The organism is Micromonospora sp. NPDC005174 (genome assembly GCF_040608495.1).
Taxonomy (GTDB): Bacteria; Actinomycetota; Actinomycetes; order Mycobacteriales; family Micromonosporaceae; genus Micromonospora.
Genome location: NZ_JBEXIJ010000007.1, coordinates 66,573 through 83,214, shown reverse-complemented (window position 1 = coordinate 83,214; position 16,642 = coordinate 66,573). Strand labels below are relative to the sequence as shown.

The following is a 16,642-nucleotide window of genomic DNA, read 5'->3' as shown; positions in this document are numbered from 1 at the left end:
CGGCGCGGTCACTCCCAGCGGTTGCCGGTGAGCTTCTCGTACACCTCGACGTAGCGGGCGCGGGTCGCCTCGACGACCTCGGCGGGTACGTCCGGCGCGGGCGGCAGCTTGTTCCAGCCGCCGCCGGTGGCCCAGTCCCGCACGTACTGCTTGTCGTAGGAGAACTGCACGCGGCCCGGCTGGTACGACTCGGCCGGCCAGAAGCGCGACGAGTCGGACGTCAGCAACTCGTCGGCGAGTACCAGGGTGCCGTCCGGCGCCCAGCCCAGCTCGATCTTGGTGTCGGCGACCAGGATGCCCCGGTCGGCGGCCAGCTCCGCGCCGCGCCGGTAGATGTCGATGGTGATCTGCCGGAGCCGTTCGGCGGTCGCCTCGCCCACCTTGTCCACCACGTCGGCGTAGGTGATCGGCTCGTCGTGCTCACCGGCCGGCGCCTTGCTCGACGGGGTGAAGATCGGCTCGGGCAGGATCGACGCCTCGTCGAGCCCGCGGGGCAGCGGTACGCCGGAGACCGCGCCGGTGCGCTCGTACTCCCGCAGGCCGCCACCGGTGAGGTAGCCGCGGGCGACGCACTCGACGGGAACCATGTCGAGTCGCTGGCAGCGGATCGCCCGGCCGGCGAACTCGGCCGGCACGTCGGTGGCCGAGATGACGTGGTTCGGCACCAGGTCGGCCAGTTGCTCGAACCACCACAGCGACAGCGCGGTCAGGAGCCGGCCCTTGTCCGGGATCGGCGTCGGCAACGCCACGTCGTAGATCGAGATGCGGTCCGACGCGACCAGGATCAGGTCGTCGCCGTCGGCGTACACATCCCGGACCTTGCCCGAGTGCAGAAGTTCCACGCGCCCTAGTACACCACGTGACCGGGCAGCGCCTGTTGCGGCCACCCATCCGACCGGGGTGACCGGACGGACGTTGACACCCTCGTGCGCCGCCTGCGTGAATGGTCCGGCCCCCGTCCGTTGGTGCCAGGAGACCCCGTGCCCGCTGTTCGTCCCACGCTCGACCGGTTTGGCGCCGACCCGGGCCGACGCCGGGTGCTCAGCGCGCTGCTCGGCGCTCCCCTGCTGGCCACCGGTGGGCTGGCCGGGTGCAGCGACGGCGCCGACACCTCGACCGGGAACGCGCCGGTGGAGCTGTCGGTCTTCTGGTGGGGCGGAGCGAAACGGGCCGAGCTGACGGAGAAGGCCCTCCGGCTGTACTCGGAGCGCAACCCGGGGGTCACCTTCCGGGTCACCTGGCAGGGCGTAAACGGCTACTACGAGCGGCTGGCCACCCAGGCGGCCGGCGGCAACGTTCCGGACCTGATCCAGCTCGACGACTCGATGTTGGCCGAGTACACCCAGCGTCAGATCGTCCTGGACCTGACCGATGCGATCGGCGATCACCGACTGGACCTGCGTGGTTTCCCGGAGGGTCTGGTCCGCTACGGCACGGTGGACGGGCGGACGACAGGGGTGGCCGCCGGGCAGACACTCGCGGCTGTGGTCTTCAACCGCGACCTGCTGCGCGAGCTGCGGGTACCCGAGCCGCGCAGCGGGACGTCCTGGGCGGACTACATCGCGTGGGCACAGCAGGTCACCGAGGCCAGCGACGGTCAGGTGGCCGGCACGATGGACGCGTCCGGCGACTATCGCGCCCTCTGGCTCTGGCTCCGGTCCCAGGGCGGCGAGTTCTACCGGGGGCGGGAGCTCGGCTTCGGCGCCGACGAGCTGATCGCCTGGTTCGAGCTGTGGCAGCGCGCCCGCGCCGGGCGGGCCACACCGGGCGCGGCCCTGGTCGAGCAGGCCGACAGCGGGGAGCCGTCCCGGCAACCGGTGGTCACCGGGTTGACGGCCGCCTCCTTCGCGTGGTCCCACCAGCTGCCGGAGTTGCAACGACTCACCGACTCCGAGCTGGGTGTGGTGGGCTTCCCCGGTCCTGCGGGCGCCCAGTGGCCGCGCGCGTCGATGTACTGGTCCGGTTTCCGGGGCACCCGCCATCCGGACACGGTGGCCGACGTGATCAACTTTTTGACCACCAACGGCGAGGCCGGCACGGTCCTCGGCCACGAGCGCGGCCTCAACCCCAGCCTCGCCGTCCGCCGGTACACCCAGGGCAGCATCACCGACCCGGCGCAGCGGCGCGCCGCCGCCCTCGGCGACAGCCTGGCCGACCAGCTCGGGCCGGCGCCGGAGCCACCGCCGAAGGGCCATGCCAAGGTGCGCACCCTGCTGGTCACCGCCGCCGAGCGCGTCCGGGTCAAGCGGGACGGCACCCGCGAGGCCACCGCCCGCTTCCTGTCCCAGGCCATCGGCGCCCTCGCGGGCTGAGCCCGCCGGTCGTTCCGCGCGGCGGTCACCCGTCGAACGCGGTCCTGCCCCAGACGGTGCCGCCGCTCAGCGCGGCGGACCGCCACGGCGGTTGCGCGTCAGTCGCAGCACCAGGAACACGATGATCGCCACCACCACGAGACAGCAGAGCAGTCCGAGGAAACCGAAGCCGCCACCACGGGAGCGCCGCCGCGCGGCCTCCACCACCAGCTCTCCGGTGCCCGTGGACGCCCAGGCCGCGACCGGCACGAAGACCGCGAGAACAACCGCACCGAGGACCGCGCTGAACCGGCCCCACCACTTGCCGAAAGAAGACATGCGCCCATCCTCGCCGAAGGGCGCAACGTCGGCACGGCGGTCGACCCCAAATTCACGGGACCGGGCCCGGCCGCCCGCGCAATGTGCCCGCAACCGCACGGTAAAGACGATGATCTTTACATGAATCCATCGAGGTGATCAGATTCGGCAACTGGTCACCTCAGGAGGCACTGTGCGGCTCTCTCCCACCCGAAGATCTGCGGCAGCAGCGGTCGGCGTCACCCTCGTCGCCGCTCTCGTCACCCCGACGACAGCCCACGCCGCTCCGGCGTCCCCGGCACCGCCGACACCACCCGGTCGGGCCGCTGACGCCCCCGCCTCTCCCGTGACGGTCACCCTCATCACCGGCGACCGGGTGACCGTGACCCCCGGGCGCGCCGGTCAAACGCCCACGGTGGACGTCGCGCGCGCGTCGGGCGCCACCGGCTCCGTACGCGTCGCCACCGAGGGCGGCGACACCTACGTGTATCCGGACGAGGCGTTGCCGTACCTGGCGACCGGCCGCCTCGACAAGCAGCTCTTCGACGTCACGCAACTCATCGCACAGGGCTTCGACGACACACGGGCCAGCGCGCTCCCGCTGATCGTCACCCGCGCCACGGACTCGGCGACGCTCCGGACCCGCACCGACCTGCCGGGCGCGGAGACCACCCTGGACCTGCCGTCGGTTCGTGGCCAGGCGATCCGCGCCCACCGCCCGCAGGCTGCCGACTTCTGGTCGGCCCTCACCGCCGGACGTTCCGACACAGCGGCGTCCACGACACGCTCGGCCGACGCCGCGACGCCCTCCTTCGCCGCCGGCGTCGACAAGGTGTGGCTCGACGGCAGGGCGAAGGCCGCCCTCGCCGACACCACCGCGCAGGTCGGCGCACCGGCCGCCTGGGCCGCCGGTGGAACGGGCAGCGGCGTACGGGTGGCCGTGCTGGACACCGGAGTGGACACGACCCACCCGGACCTCGCGGACCAGGTCGTGGCGTCCCGCAGTTTCATCCCCGGCCAGGACGTCATCGACCGCAACGGGCACGGCACCCACACCGCGTCCACGGTCGCCGGGACGGGCGCCGCCTCCGACGGGCGGGAGCGGGGGGTCGCCCCCGGCGCCGACCTGGTCATCGGCAAGGTCCTCGACGAGTTCGGGAGCGGGTCGACCTCGGGGATCATCGCCGGCATGGAATGGGCGGCGCGGACCGAACACGCCAAGGTGATCAACATGAGCCTCGGCGTCAGCGCCTGGCACAGCCAGGATGATCCGCTGAGCCAGTCCGTCAACCAACTGAGCGCCGAGACCGGTGCTCTCTTCGTCGTCGCCGCCGGCAACGGCGGCCCGGACCCGTACACCCTGGGAGCGCCGGGGACCGCGGACGCCGCGCTGACCATCGGCGCGGTGGACGCCACCGACCACCTGGCCGACTTCTCCAGCGCCGGACCCCGGATGATCGACGACGGCCTCAAGCCCGATCTGACCGCCCCGGGGGTGGACGTGCTGGCGGCACGCTCGCAGCACATCGAGTGGGGCGAGGGCTTCTACCGGCTGGACAGCGGCACTTCGATGGCGGCACCGCACGTCGCCGGCGCCGCCGCCCTGTTGGCACAGAAGCACCCGACCTGGAGCGCCGGGCAGATCAAGGACGCCCTGATGAGCACCACCGTGCCGACGCCCGACTACAGCGCCTACCGGGCCGGCACTGGCCGGTTGAACGTCGCCGCCGCCTACCACCAGGACCAGATCATCGCGACCGGATCGGTCGACGCGGGTCTCGTCCGGTGGTCGCCGCGTACGCAGCCGCAGCGCATCACCCGGAAGATCACCTACACCAACACCACGAGCAGCGCCGTCACGTTGGCGCTCTCCGTCGACGGCACGGACGCCCCCACCACGACCTTCACGGCGGGCGCCACCCGGCTGACGGTGCCGGCACAGGGCACCTCGACGGTGGACGTCGTGGTGGACCCGAAGGGCCTCACCCCCGGCCGTTACTCGGCCCGGGTCACCGCCCGCCACGGCGCCGGTGTCGTGCACACGGCCGTCGGGATCGCCGTGGAGTCCAAGAAGTACGACCTCACGATCCGACTGAAGGACCGCGCAGGCCGGCCCATGAGTGGTGAGGTCGAGGTCGTCGGTGCCGACGGCGTCTCGACCTTCATGTGGGTACCGGACGGACAGCTGACCAGCCGCTGGACGCCCGGCTCCTACACGGTCGTCGGCGCCGTCGACGTCAAGGGTCTGCACGGCGACCGTTCGCTCGGCCTCGCGCTGCTGACCGTGCCCGAGGTGGAGTTGACGACCGACCGGGTCGTCGACCTCGACGCCTCGAAGGCACGTCAGGTGAAGGTGGCGACACCCCAGCCGACCGCCATCACCAACAGTCGCATCGACGTCTACCGCTCGTTCACCTCTCGCGAGCCGACGCCCAGCGACACGAGCGCCCTGCACGAGACGTTCTGGCCCGGCGCCACCTACGACAGCCTCTGGGCACTGCCGACCAGGGGCACGGTGCGACAGGGCAGCTTCGTCTTCACCACCCGCATCCGGGCGGAGCAGACACCGCTGGAGATCAGCCACGAGGGCGGTCGCATCGGTGACCCCCTCGCACAGCCGGGCGCCCACCCGCTGACCGACGGCATGACGCGCGTCGACGCCGTCTTCGCCGGCACCGGCTCGACGGCTGACTACACCGGCGTGTCGGCCCGTGGCAGGGCCGTCGTCGTGCGGCGGGACGACGCCGTACCCCCGTCGGAGCGGGTGAAGGCGGCAACCGCCGCCGGCGCGGCGCTGCTCCTGGTCGTCAACGACCGCGAGGGCCGGGCCAGCGAGTGGTACGGAAACTCCGACGGTACGACGAACGGACCGCTCCCGGTCGCGTCGCTGATCGCGGGTGCGGGCGAGAACCTGATCAGCAGGATCACCGCCGCCGGCCGCAAGGGGGTACGCCTCACGGTCACCGCCCATCCGTCATCGAGATACCTGTACGACCTGGTCGACTACCACCGCGGCGGCGTACCCGAGGATCCGTCGCCCAGGACGGACCCGAAGCACCTCGCCCGGATCGACCTCGTGTTCGCCCCGCCGCCCGGTCAACAGGCTGCCGAGACGCGGACCGACTTCCCGCCGTACGAGTGGGCGGCCGCCCGCGGTTTCCGCTTCCAGCCGGTGGCCCCGGGGCCGCGTACCGACTGGGTCTCGGCCGGCGACGGTGTCCGGTGGAAGCAGTTCGCGGACGTCGTCAACTGGGGACGGTCGAACACCGACGAGATCGCCTACCGGCCGGGCAGCGTCCAGAAGGACCGCTGGTTCGGGCCCATCACACGACCGCGCCTGCTGACGTACGACATCCCGTTCCGCAGCGAGTTCGGGATGAGCGCCTACATCCAGGGATTCGGTGACGCCGGTGCCGCGCACAGCGGCGGCGCGGCCATGCTGCAACGGATCTCGTTCTACCAGGGCGACAGACAACTGGTGCAGTTCGAGAACTGGCCGGAGCTGTTCGCCGGTGACCTGCCGGCGCAGACGTCGCCGTACCGGCTGGTCGTCGAGACGGAGACCAAGCCCGAGTACAGCCCGTACTCCTCGAGCACGCGTACCGACTGGACGTTCTTCTCCGGTGCCGTCACCGAGGTGCAGGCGATGCCGCTGGTCCAGTTGGACTACGGCACCGACGTGGACCTGGCGGGCCGCGCACCGCGCAGGAACGACCTCACCATCACCCCGGCGGTGGTGGGCAGCACCGCCGCGAAGGACGGGGTCTCCTCGCTCGCTCTCGAGGTCTCGTACGACGACGGGCGCACCTGGCAGCGGCAGAACCTCAAGGAGCGCAAGGGCACCTGGACGGCGGCCCTGAACGCGCCGGGCCAGGCCGGGTACGTGTCGATCCGCGTCACCGCGCAGCAGCGCAACGGCGGTGGCGTCACCCAGACCGTCAGGCGGGCCTTCGGCCTGAAGTGACGTCCGTGCGGGGGCCGGTCTGCGCCGGCCCCCGCACGCGACGGCGGTGCCGTCGCCGGAACCAGAAAACCCGGCCCCCCCATCAGGGGGAACCGGGTTCTGTCGTGCACTTTCCGTGGTAGCGGGGACAGGATTTGAACCTGCGACCTCTGGGTTATGAGCCCAGCGAGCTACCGAGCTGCTCCACCCCGCGTCGGCTATTCAAGCTTAACCCATGCGCCCCGGCGATGATCAGCGGGGGTCACCGCCGGGCAACCGCGCGAGCGGACGCGACAATCGCGAGCGGACGCGACAATGACGAAAGCCCGCCCCCGGAATCCGGAGGCGGGCTTTCTCTTTCGTAGCGGGGACAGGATTTGAACCTGCGACCTCTGGGTTATGAGCCCAGCGAGCTACCGAGCTGCTCCACCCCGCGTCGGCTCGTTAACCGTAGCGCACCGACCCGGGGCACCGCAAAACGACTCCGATACCGCCGTCAGCCGAGCCAGTTCTCGATCGCCGCGACCGCCCGTCGGCTGTCAGCGTCGACCTGCGCGCGTTCGGCCGCGGTGTACTCCCAGCCCTGCTCCCAGAGCACCGTCACCACGTCGTCGACCCGGAAGGCCCGGACCAGCCGCACCTCGTACGCGCCCGGGTCACCCATCCCCGGCGGGTACGGGGAACGCAGCTCGAACAGCACCGACTCGTCGCCGTACACCCCCGGGTCCAGCAGGCGCTGCCGCCAGGTCCTGCTGTCGTCGGGCATCTTCTGCTCGGGGCAGGCGCGCACGGCCTGCCGCAGCTCCCGAATCGCGTCGTCGGCACGGCCGGGCCGGTAGATGGTGATGCTGTGCCGGTAACTGCCGGCCGGCACGCTCCCCGCCGGGGCCTCCGGCGTCTTGTAGGCGATCGACCGGGCGCGGCGCTGCACCACCGCCGACTCGCTGGCGTACCGGGCGTCGCACAGCGGCGGCAGGATCGGGCCGCCGGCGGTCGACTCCAGGCCCGTCCGGTTGGCGGCGGCCAGGACGAAGAAGGCGCGGTCCGGGATCGAGGTCGGCGGGTGGGCGGTCGCCGCGCCGGTGGGCGTGGCTGGCCGCGTATCCCCCGGGGTGGTGCGCGACGGCGTCGGACCCGACGACCCGGCCGCGGACGACGCGGACGGCCCGGGGGTCGGGGTGGGAGTCACCCCGCTCGGTATCGGGGCCGGCGCGCCGGCCGGTGGCGGCAGCGGCGCGGACCCGTCCGCGCTGAACGCCAGGCGTCCACCGACTGCCACCCCGCCGAGCAGCACCGCCACCGCGAGCGCGCTGCCGGCCATCCGGACGCGCGCCTGCCGGTCGGCGTGCCGCCGGACCACCTCGGGACGTGCCACGGTCACCTCGTCCGCGCTGACGGTGAGCGACCGGTACAGGTCGGAGATTTCAGCTGACATCGTTCGCCTCCAGCTCGTCGATGTGGACGTCGGGCAGCAGCGCGGCCAGCCGGGACCGGCCGCGGGACAACCAGGACTTGACGGTGCCGACCGGCACGTCGGCCTCCCGGGCGATCTCCTCCACCGGCAGGTCGAAGAGGTAGTGCAGGGCCAGCGCCTGTCGCTGCGCGGGCGGCAGTTGGCGCAGCGCGCCCACGAGCAGCACCGCGTCCTCACCCGGAGGGGGCGCGGTCGGTGGCGGCCCGCTGCGGCTCAGCAGCACCCGCCAGCGGTGCAGGTGCCGCCAACGGTCGTTCGCCAACCGGGACACCACCAGCCGCAGCCACGCCTCCGGCGCCGGATGCTCGGCCAGCCGCCCCCACTGCCGCCAGGCCCGCGCGAACGCCTCCTGCACGACGTCCTGCGCCTCGGTGTGGTCGCCGGTCACCGCGTAGCCGTACCGCATCATCCGCCGCGAGGTGCCGCGGTAGAAATCGTCGAAGCTCCGTGCGTCCCTCACGACTGCCTCCCCCTTGTCCGCGCCCCCGATGCATCAAGGACGGCGGGGAGCTGGTGTGGGTTGCGGGTCGGCCGGACAAATCGTGTCGGAGAGGCGACAGGCTGGCATACGGTACGGACGCGACGGAGCCCTCGGCGTCCAGACCCGGGTGGGTCCGACGACGAGGGCTCCGGTGTGCTCCGCAGGCGGCTGGTCAGCCGCCCGGGGTGGCCGACGGCGACGGGGGTGCCCCGCCGTTCGGGTTGGCCGCCTGCTGCGCCTGCTGGAACGCGGTCAGCGCCTCGTCCAGCGCCTTCAGCGCGCGACCGTACCGCTCGAAGTCCCCGGACGTCTGCGCGGCGCGGACCTCGGTGATGGCGGTCTGCACCCGGTCCGCGGCGGCGGCCAGCTCACCGGTCGGCGGCGGCGTCGCACTGCCCGGCGCCGGGGTCGTGCTGCCCGGCGTCGGCGTCGCGCTCGGCGACGGGTTGGTCGGGTTACCTCCCGTGGAGGGCGGGGGCGAGGTGCCCTGCCCGGCCTTCTTACCCTGATCGACCAACTGCTTGATGCCGTCGTTGATGTTGTCGGCAAGCGCCACGAACGAGCCGCCGTCACCGTAGGAGAGCAACACCTTCTGCAGCAGCGGGTACGCGTCCTGCTGGTTGCTCTTCACGTAGACCGGCTCGACGTAGAGCATGCCGTCGGCGAAGGGCAGCGACAGCAGGTTGCCGTACTGCACCTGCGCCTGGTTGCTGGAGAGCAGGTTGAGCTGCTGTCGGATGTTCGCGTTGTTGGTCATCTGCTGGTGCACCTGCACCGGCCCGGAGATCCGGGTCTGGTCCGGCAGCTCCAACACCTCGAGCCGCGGCTTTCCGTCGACGTACGACCCGGAGATCAGCGCGGCCAGGTTCTGCCGGCCGTTCGGGGTGACCGCCGAGGTGAGCTGGAACCGCGGGCTCTCCTGCCCCGGGAACTGGGTGAAGAGGTAGTACGGCGGCTGCTTCTGGCCGCTGTCCGGCGCGTCCGGCACGTTCGGCACCTGCCAGAAGTCCTGCGCCGAGTAGAAGTCACCCGGGTTGGTCACGTGGAACTTGGTGAGCAGGTTGCGCTGCACCTTGAACATGTCCGCGGGGTAGCGCAGGTGCTCGGTCAGCTCGGGCGGGATGTCCGCCTTCGGCTTGATCAGGTCACCGCCGAAGGCCTTGTTCCATGCCTTGAGCACCGGGTCGGTGTCGTCGTACTCGTAGAGCGTCACGGTGCCGTCGTACGCGTCGACGGTGGCCTTCACCGAGTTGCGCATGTAGTTGACGTTCTCCCGGGCCAACTGGAAGGTGCCCCGGTTGGTCAGCTCGTCGGTCGTCTCGACCTGGAGGTTGACGCGCTCGGCGTACGGGAAGGTCGCGGCCGTCGTGTAGCCGTCGACGATCCACTGCACCCGGCCGTCGACCACCGCCGGGTACGGGTCACCGTCGAGGGTGAGGAACGGCGCGACCTTCTCCACCCGGTCCCGCGGGTTACGCACGTACAGCAGCTTGGAGTCCTTGTTGATCGCCTCGGTGAGCAGGAAGTTCGACTCCTGCTCCTTGATGGCGTACAGCAGCCGTCGGCTGAACGAACCGATCTTGACGCCGCCCTCACCGGTGTAGGTGTAGGACTCGCCGCCACCCTCACCGACCGGCCTGTCGAACTCGGCCTTCTTGTTCGGGTCGGACTGCCCGACGATCGCGTAGTCGTCGGGCGCCATCCGCTCGCCGTAGTAGATGCGCGGCTGCTTGGCGGGAATCTGCTCGGTCTGCGAGGAGCACGCCTCCTGGGTCCGCTCGCCGAGGAAGCCCGAGACGAAGAAGGGCTGCCCGCCGCACACCACCTGGTTCGCCGGGGCGGCCACCAGGCCGTACCCGTGGGTGTAGACGGTGTGCCGGTTGATCCAGGTGTTCTGCTGGTCGGTCAGCTCACCGTAGTTGATCTCCCGTACGCCGACGACGTAGTCGGAGGTCTTGCCGTTCACCCCGTACCGGTCGATGTCCAGCTTGGGGCCGAAGTCGTAGAAGCCCCGCACCTGCTGGAGCTGGGTGTACGTCTCGCTGACCAACTGCGGGTCGAGCAGCCGGACGTTCGACACGACGGAGGTGTCGGTGGCCAGGTTCGCCGGTGGCGTGAGGTTGTTCGCCGCGTACGGAGTGGTCTCGGTGCCGCCCAACCCGAACGCCACACGTGTCGCGTCGATGCTGCGCTGGATGTACGGCGCTTCCTTGTCCTTGGCGCTCGGCTTCACCTCGAAGGTCTGCACCGCCCACGGGTAGATGCCGCCGATCGCCACCGCGGAGACGCCCAGCAGGGCGAGGGAGATGCCCGGCCACACCAGGTTCCGCATCCAGGCGTTGGAGAACACGATGATCGCGATGGCCACCACGACCGAGATGTACGCCAGGATCTCCTTCGCGGGCAGCAGCGCGTTGACGTCCGCGTAGCCGGCACCGTACAGCTTGGCGCCCTCGTTGTACTCCAGCAGCATCGCCCGGCGGTCCAGCACGTACGCGAGGGCCTTGAGCAGGACGAACACCGCGACGAGGCTGCTCAGGTGCGCGCGCGCCGCGGTGCTCATCCGGTCACCGACGCCCTGTAGGCGAACCCCGCCGAAGAGGTAGTGCACCGCAAGCGCGCCGATCAGCGCCAGCACCACGGCGGTGAAGCCGACACCGAGCAGGTAGCGCCAGAACGGAAGCTGGAAGACGTAGAAGCCGATGTCGACCCCGAACTCCGGGTCCTTGATCCCGAAGTCACCACCGTTGCGGAACAGCAGCCACTGGTTCCACCGGCCCTGCGCGGACAGGCCGGCGAAGAGGCCGATCACGGCGGCGGTCAGCGCGATCCACGTGCCGAGGCGCGGGCTCAGCGCCATCCGGTAGCGCTCCAGCGTGGCCTGCTCCACCGAGTGCGGTCGCAGCCGCGGCCGCAGCCGGTACGCCAGCCACAGGTTGCCGCCGACGACCACCGCCATGCCGACACCGATGGCGAGGAAGAGCAGCAGTCTGGTGACGAGCACACCGGTGAAGACCTCGGTGTAGCGCACCTCGTCGAACCAGAGCCAGTCGGTCCACGCCTGTACACCCCAGCCGAGCAGGGTGAAGAGCACGAACACCCCGACCAGGACGGCGATCGTGACCCGGCCGCGCCGGCTCATCCTCGGCAGAGGGCTGCTGCTACGCATTACCACTGTTGGCTCCGCACGCTCGATGTGATCGGCTCCGATCAGGCACCCAGAGTACGGGGTGTTCCTGAGCGTGTCGGGGCACGGTCACACGGGTCAGCAGCGGGTCGGCTGACCACCCGCGCGCAGCGTGTCCAACGCGGTCAGCGCCTCGTCCAGCGAGCCCACCTTCAGCAACGGCAGGTCGGGCTGTGGGTTACGGACCGCCTCGGCGCAGTTGTCCGCCGGCACCAGGAAGACCTTGGCCCCGGCCCGCTTCGCGCCGACCAGCTTCTGGGCGATTCCGCCGATGGGGCCGACGGTGCCCTCGTCGTCGATGGTGCCGGTGCCCGCGATGACCTTTCCGCCGGTGAGGTCGGCCGGGGTCAGCTTGTCCACGATGCCCAGAGCGAACATGAGGCCGGCGCTCGGTCCGCCGATGTCCTCCAGGTCGATGCCCAGGGTGAACGGGTGCGGCTGCTGCTGGTCGATCTCGACCCCGATCCGCGGCCGGCCGTCCTGCTCCCGACTGGTCACCGTCGCGGTGGCCGCCGCGCCGTCGCGCGTGTAGCCGATGGTCAGCGCCGTACCCGCCGGCTTGGCCCGGATCAGCTCGGTGACCTTGGCGGCCACCGGCACCGGCTTACCGTCGACCGACGTGACCACGTCGCCGACCCTGAGCACCCCGGCGGCCGGACCGTCCGCCGCCACCGTCTTGATCACCACCTGGACCGGGAAGCCCAGTTCCCGCAGCGCGGCGGTCTCGGCGCTCGTCTGCGACACCTTGAAGTCCTCGGCGTTGCGCTGCTCGACCTGCTCGGTCGACTCTCCCGGCGGGTAGACCAGCTCGCGCGGTACCACCGCCTCGTCGTCGGAGAACCAGCCGGCGATCGCCGAGCGGAGCCGCACCGTCGGCTGCACCCCCACGGTCGTCAGTCGGAGCTGGCCCGCGGAGGTGGAGGTCTCCCGGCCGGTGACCTGGATGACCTCCTTACCGTCGGTCGTTCCGAGGGTGTTGACCGTCGGGCCCGGGCCGAGCACCACGTACGGGATCGGCACCCGGAGCACCCCGATGCTCAGCAGGGCGGTGAACAGGGCACCGAGCAGGACCGTCAGGCCGCGACGTCTCATGCGCCAGAGCGTACCGATCGCTGCCGGCCCGTCCGACGGATGCGCCACGCGACTTCGCCCTCAGCGCAACGCCAGCGGCGGCTACCTGGGGCGCGGCCCGCGTACCGTAGACGTCGTGCCTGATATTCCGTTCGGTTTCGCGCTCCCGGGTGGGCAACCACCAGACCCCAACGATCCCGCGCAGATGCAGCAGTTCATGTCGCAGTTGCAGCACCTGCTCTCGGCGCCGGGCAGCGGGCCGGTCAACTGGGACCTGGCCCGGCAGGTGGCCGCCAGCCAGCTCGCCGCCAGCGGCGACCCGGCCGTGTCGCCGTACGAGCGCCACGCGGTCGAGGAGGCGTTGCGCCTGGCCGACCTGTGGTTGGAGCCGGCCACGGCGTGGCCGTCCGGCATCCAGTCCCCGGTCGCCTGGAACCGCAACGAGTGGATTTACAAGACGCTCGACGTGTGGCGCAAGCTCTGCGACCCGGTGGCCAGCCGGATGGTCGGCGCGATGGGCGACCTGGTGCCGCCGGAGGCGCGCGCCCAGCTCGGCCCGATGCAGTCGATGGTGGCCACCCTCGGTGGCGCGCTCTTCGGCGGTCAGCTCGGTCAGGCTCTCGGCTCGCTCGCCGCGGAGGTGCTCTCCGCCGGTGACATCGGCCTCCCGCTCGGCCCGGCCGGCACGGCCGCGCTGATCCCGGCCAACATCCGCGCGTACGGCGAGGGCCTGGAACTCCCCGAGGACGAGGTACGCCTCTACGTGGCGCTGCGCGAGGCCGCCCACCAGCGGCTCTTCCAGCACGTTCCGTGGCTGCGCGGGCACGTGCTCAGCGCCGTGGAGATGTACGCCTCGGGCATCCGGGTCAACCGGGAGGCGATCGAGGAGGCGATGGGCCGGGTCGACCCGACCGACCCGGAGTCGATGCAGGCGATCGCCCTGGAAGGCATCTTCACCCCCGAGGACAGCCCGGCTCAGAAGGCCTCGCTGGCCCGACTGGAGACCGCGTTGGCCCTGGTCGAAGGCTGGGTGTGCCACGTGGTGGACAGCGCCGCCAGCGACCGGCTGCCCAACGTCGTCCGGCTCGGCGAGGCGTTCCGCCGCCGCCGTGCCGCCGGTGGCCCCGCCGAGCAGACCTTCGCGGCGCTCGTCGGCCTGGAGCTGCGCCCGCGCCGGCTGCGCGAGGCGGCGGCCCTGTGGGCGGCGCTCACCCAACACCGCGGCATCGAGGGCCGGGACGCCGTCTGGGGCCACCCGGACCTGCTCCCGTCGGACGACGACTTCGCCGACCCGGTCGCGTTCGCCATGAACGACCTGGACCTGAGCGAGCTGGACAGCTTCGACTTCACGGCCCCGGGCGGCGCGCACGAGAAGGCGCCGGGCGAGGCCGACGACACCGAGGACGAGGGCGGCAACGACGGCGGCGGCACGGACGGCGGCACCAGGAGCTGACGCGGCCAGGCCGGGCGTCGCGCGGGTCGGGCGTCCGGCACACGCCCGCGCCGCTCGGGCGTCCGGCACACGCCCGACGCGGCTCGGCGGCCCGGCGCGGCTCGATGATCCGGGCACGCGCCCGGCGCGGCTCAGTAATCCACTCGGCTTCCTGGATGGCGGGTTGTCCGCGCGGCCTGGACGCCGCGCCTTCCTGGAACCCGAGTGGATCACGCCCGCGACAACCCACCGGGGCGGCCGACGCCTCGACAGCGCGGCGGCCAGGCGAACGGCGATCAGGCGCGGCGATCAGGCGGGGCGGCCTGAGCCCGACAGCAGCGAGCGGGTGGCCTCCCAGCCTTCGAAGGCCGGGTCCAGCGCGGCGAGGTCGGCCGGGCCACGCTGGCGTCGCCAGCCGGCCGTGACGGCGACGTCCCCTGGCTGGGGGGCGCCGACCCGGGCGTCGGCCGGCACTGCGGTGTCAAAGTCGAGCGGGGGCAACCACTGCGGCACGGGCAGCCGTACGGCCACTCCGAGCAGACCCGGGCCGCCGCCCTCGGCCGGGGCGACGGCGACCGACCGGGTGGTGAGCGGGCGCAACAGCTTGCCGACGGTCAGCGCGGGCAGGTCGGGCACGTCACCCACGAGCACTGCCGCCTGGTCGTAGCCGTCGAGCGTGGCGAACACCGCGTTCGGCGTCGGCTCGGGCACCTCGTGGACGGCGGTGCCGGGCCAGACCAGCGCGTCCGCCAGCGGACGGTCTGCCGGGGTCACGGCGACGGCCACGTCCACCTCGTTGAGGGTCGCGACCAGGTCGATGACATCCTCGGCGAGCGCCGCCCGCCACTCCGCCAGGTCGATCCCCGGCGGCGACCACCGCACCGGCCCGAACATGACCACCACCACCCGCCGCGCCATGACCCGACCTTAACGCCCCGACCTACCGCCCCGCCCACCCCGCCGAGCCCACCCGACCGAGCCCAACGCGCGCCGAGCCCGCCTCGCCGAGCCCAACGCGCGCGACCCGCCGCACCGCGCAAGCCCAGACGGGCCAGTCAGCCGGCGGGCCCGATGATCGACTCCACATCAGCGATGTCGGGGCATCCCGACGCCAGGACACCCCGACATCAGCGATATGGAGTCGGTCACTGCTGGGCTGGGCCCAGGGGCGGGTCAGGTGGGCACGGGGGCGCAGGATGCGGCGGCGACGCCTTCCAGGTAGCCGCGGGCGCGCTCCGACTTGGGGTACCGGCCGACGACCGCCCAGAAGCGGGAGTTGTGGCTGGGCACGATGAGGTGGGTCAACTCGTGCAGCAGCACGTAGTCGATCACCCAGTCGGGCATGTCCTGGACGCGGTGGGAGATGCGGATGCTGCGGTCGGCGGGGGTGCAGGAGCCCCAGCGGCCGTTCTGGTTGGTGACCCACCGGACGCTGGCTGGCACCGCCCTCTCGCCGTACCCGCCGAGGTAGAGGTCGATCAGCCGGTTGGCCCGGGCGACGAGTTCGTCGTCGGAGCGGGCCAGTCGGCCCTCGCGGGCGGCGAGCCGCGCCAGCATGCGGTCCACCCACTCGCTCTCCTCGGCACGGGAGAACTGGTCCGGGATGAGGACGACGACCCGCTCACCGTCACGGTACGCAGACACCGTACGTCGCCGACGCTGGCTGCGCCGCACCTCGACGACCGGCTTACGCGTCCCCGCCATCACTGGCCCGCGCAGCCTCGGCTACGTGTCACGAGGGAAAGCTAATGCGTACTGACCAGGGGTCCGCAAGAGTCAACCGCACGACACGCGCCCAAAAAATGGTGATTGGTCGTCCGGCGTCCCGAAAATTTCTTGACTGGACCACCCCTGAAGTGCCGTCGCGCCATCTCGTCACCCACCGTGTACGGCGATGGCGGCGTCGCACGGCCCTCTCCGACACGGTAGGTGATCACGGCGTCCGACGCTGCCGCGGGGGCACCCGCAGGAGTGGCTGGGAGGGTTTGGTCGGCGTGTCCCCGCCAAACTGACTTATCCGACCTAATTCGCCATGCACACTCTCGACGTCGACTTGCTCACAGTGACGATGCACAGCTGACATGGAACTGCCCAGACCTGGGTAGGGTCCGCGAACCAGCGGTCACGAAGGTGGCCGTGGAGTAAGACCCAGCGCCGGCGCCCCGTGTGGTCCGCCGCCGGGCATTCCGCCGGAACCGTATTGACCGGCGGACGAGACGAGGAGGGCACCGTGGCCGACCAGGCCCAGACCTACAACGGTTACTGCGTGAAGTGCAAGGAGAAGCGGGACTTCGAGGGGCACGTGGAGGTCTCGAAGACCGGCATGAACATGGCAAAGGGCAAATGTCCGGTATGCGGCACAACAGTGAACCGGATTCTCGGCAAGGCGAAGGTCTGACCCGTTCGGATCTGCGGGGGCGGGACGGCCACAGGGCCGTCCCGCCC

The 16,642-nt window shown here is 71.5% G+C and carries 12 protein-coding genes and 2 tRNA genes; 4 read left to right on the top strand and 10 right to left on the bottom strand.

Annotated elements, in window-relative coordinates; all coding sequences use genetic code 11:
- Nucleotides 1-8 precede the first annotated feature (8 nt).
- Nucleotides 9-842, bottom strand: coding sequence for a phosphoribosylaminoimidazolesuccinocarboxamide synthase (locus tag ABZU91_RS10750; protein ID WP_355237195.1), 834 nt, complete (start codon nucleotides 840-842; stop codon nucleotides 9-11).
- A 138-nt stretch (nucleotides 843-980) separates the two neighbouring features.
- Here ABZU91_RS10750 and ABZU91_RS10745 point away from each other — a divergent pair, with 138 nt between their 5' ends.
- Nucleotides 981-2,312, top strand: coding sequence for an extracellular solute-binding protein (locus ABZU91_RS10745; protein ID WP_355237192.1), 1,332 nt, complete (start codon nucleotides 981-983; stop codon nucleotides 2,310-2,312).
- Between the two features lie 66 nt (nucleotides 2,313-2,378).
- On the opposite strand, the gene ABZU91_RS10740 is transcribed toward ABZU91_RS10745, so the two are convergent.
- The gene (locus tag ABZU91_RS10740; protein WP_355237189.1) at nucleotides 2,379-2,630 is read right to left on the bottom strand and encodes a hypothetical protein; all 252 of its coding nucleotides are present in this window, start codon (nucleotides 2,628-2,630) and stop codon (nucleotides 2,379-2,381) included.
- Between the two features lie 172 nt (nucleotides 2,631-2,802).
- Here ABZU91_RS10740 and ABZU91_RS10735 point away from each other — a divergent pair, with 172 nt between their 5' ends.
- A complete protein-coding gene (locus tag ABZU91_RS10735; RefSeq protein WP_355237186.1) occupies nucleotides 2,803-6,573 on the top strand; it encodes a S8 family serine peptidase in 3,771 nt (1,256 codons plus the stop codon).
- Nucleotides 6,574-6,689: 116 nt separating this feature from the next.
- On the opposite strand, the gene ABZU91_RS10730 is transcribed toward ABZU91_RS10735, so the two are convergent.
- From ABZU91_RS10730 to ABZU91_RS10705, 6 genes are all read right to left on the bottom strand, one after another.
- Nucleotides 6,690-6,766 (bottom strand) — tRNA-Met (locus ABZU91_RS10730).
- Between the two features lie 148 nt (nucleotides 6,767-6,914).
- Nucleotides 6,915-6,988: transfer RNA gene (locus ABZU91_RS10725), tRNA-Met, on the bottom strand.
- A 60-nt stretch (nucleotides 6,989-7,048) separates the two neighbouring features.
- Complete coding sequence (locus ABZU91_RS10720; protein ID WP_355237183.1) at nucleotides 7,049-7,987, bottom strand: hypothetical protein; 939 nt, start codon at nucleotides 7,985-7,987, stop codon at nucleotides 7,049-7,051.
- On the bottom strand, nucleotides 7,977-8,486 hold the full coding sequence (locus tag ABZU91_RS10715; RefSeq protein ID WP_355237180.1) for a SigE family RNA polymerase sigma factor: 510 nt from the start codon (nucleotides 8,484-8,486) through the stop codon (nucleotides 7,977-7,979). The genes ABZU91_RS10720 and ABZU91_RS10715 overlap by 11 nt, the downstream gene beginning before the upstream one ends.
- 193 nt (nucleotides 8,487-8,679) lie before the next feature.
- Complete coding sequence (locus ABZU91_RS10710; protein WP_355237603.1) at nucleotides 8,680-11,676, bottom strand: UPF0182 family protein; 2,997 nt, start codon at nucleotides 11,674-11,676, stop codon at nucleotides 8,680-8,682.
- A gap of 96 nt (nucleotides 11,677-11,772) precedes the next feature.
- Nucleotides 11,773-12,786, bottom strand: a complete 1,014-nt coding sequence (locus ABZU91_RS10705) for a PDZ domain-containing protein (protein WP_355237177.1) — start codon at nucleotides 12,784-12,786, stop codon at nucleotides 11,773-11,775.
- 115 nt (nucleotides 12,787-12,901) lie between these two features.
- On the opposite strand from ABZU91_RS10705, the gene ABZU91_RS10700 reads away from it, so the two are divergent.
- Nucleotides 12,902-14,218, top strand: coding sequence for a zinc-dependent metalloprotease (locus ABZU91_RS10700; RefSeq protein ID WP_355237174.1), 1,317 nt, complete (start codon nucleotides 12,902-12,904; stop codon nucleotides 14,216-14,218).
- 288 nt (nucleotides 14,219-14,506) lie between these two features.
- Here the strand turns inward: ABZU91_RS10700 and ABZU91_RS10695 are convergent, their stop codons facing one another.
- Together ABZU91_RS10695 and ABZU91_RS10690 are read right to left on the bottom strand one after the other, a co-directional pair.
- Nucleotides 14,507-15,115 (bottom strand): hypothetical protein, encoded by a 609-nt coding sequence (locus tag ABZU91_RS10695; RefSeq protein ID WP_355237171.1) that lies wholly within the window; start codon nucleotides 15,113-15,115, stop codon nucleotides 14,507-14,509.
- Between the two features lie 255 nt (nucleotides 15,116-15,370).
- Nucleotides 15,371-15,901 carry a M48 family metallopeptidase gene (locus tag ABZU91_RS10690; protein ID WP_355237168.1) on the bottom strand — a complete coding sequence of 177 codons (531 nt, stop codon included), beginning with the start codon at nucleotides 15,899-15,901 and terminating at the stop codon, nucleotides 15,371-15,373.
- A 526-nt stretch (nucleotides 15,902-16,427) separates the two neighbouring features.
- Here ABZU91_RS10690 and ABZU91_RS10685 point away from each other — a divergent pair.
- On the top strand, nucleotides 16,428-16,595 hold the full coding sequence (locus ABZU91_RS10685; RefSeq protein WP_007464795.1) for a DUF5679 domain-containing protein: 168 nt from the start codon (nucleotides 16,428-16,430) through the stop codon (nucleotides 16,593-16,595).
- Nucleotides 16,596-16,642: the final 47 nt, after the last annotated feature.

What these genes read in the sequence shown, in the direction of transcription:
- ABZU91_RS10720 (WP_355237183.1), bottom strand. Translation starts at nt 7,987, where the DNA reads ATGTCAGCTGAAATCTCCGACCTGTACCGGTCGCTCACCGTCAGCGCG.
- ABZU91_RS10690 (WP_355237168.1), bottom strand. Translation starts at nt 15,901, where the DNA reads ATGGCGGGGACGCGTAAGCCGGTCGTCGAGGTGCGGCGCAGCCAGCGT.
- ABZU91_RS10710 (WP_355237603.1), bottom strand. Translation starts at nt 11,676, where the DNA reads ATGCGTAGCAGCAGCCCTCTGCCGAGGATGAGCCGGCGCGGCCGGGTC.
- ABZU91_RS10705 (WP_355237177.1), bottom strand. Translation starts at nt 12,786, where the DNA reads ATGAGACGTCGCGGCCTGACGGTCCTGCTCGGTGCCCTGTTCACCGCC.
- ABZU91_RS10695 (WP_355237171.1), bottom strand. Translation starts at nt 15,115, where the DNA reads ATGGCGCGGCGGGTGGTGGTGGTCATGTTCGGGCCGGTGCGGTGGTCG.
- ABZU91_RS10740 (WP_355237189.1), bottom strand. Translation starts at nt 2,630, where the DNA reads ATGTCTTCTTTCGGCAAGTGGTGGGGCCGGTTCAGCGCGGTCCTCGGT.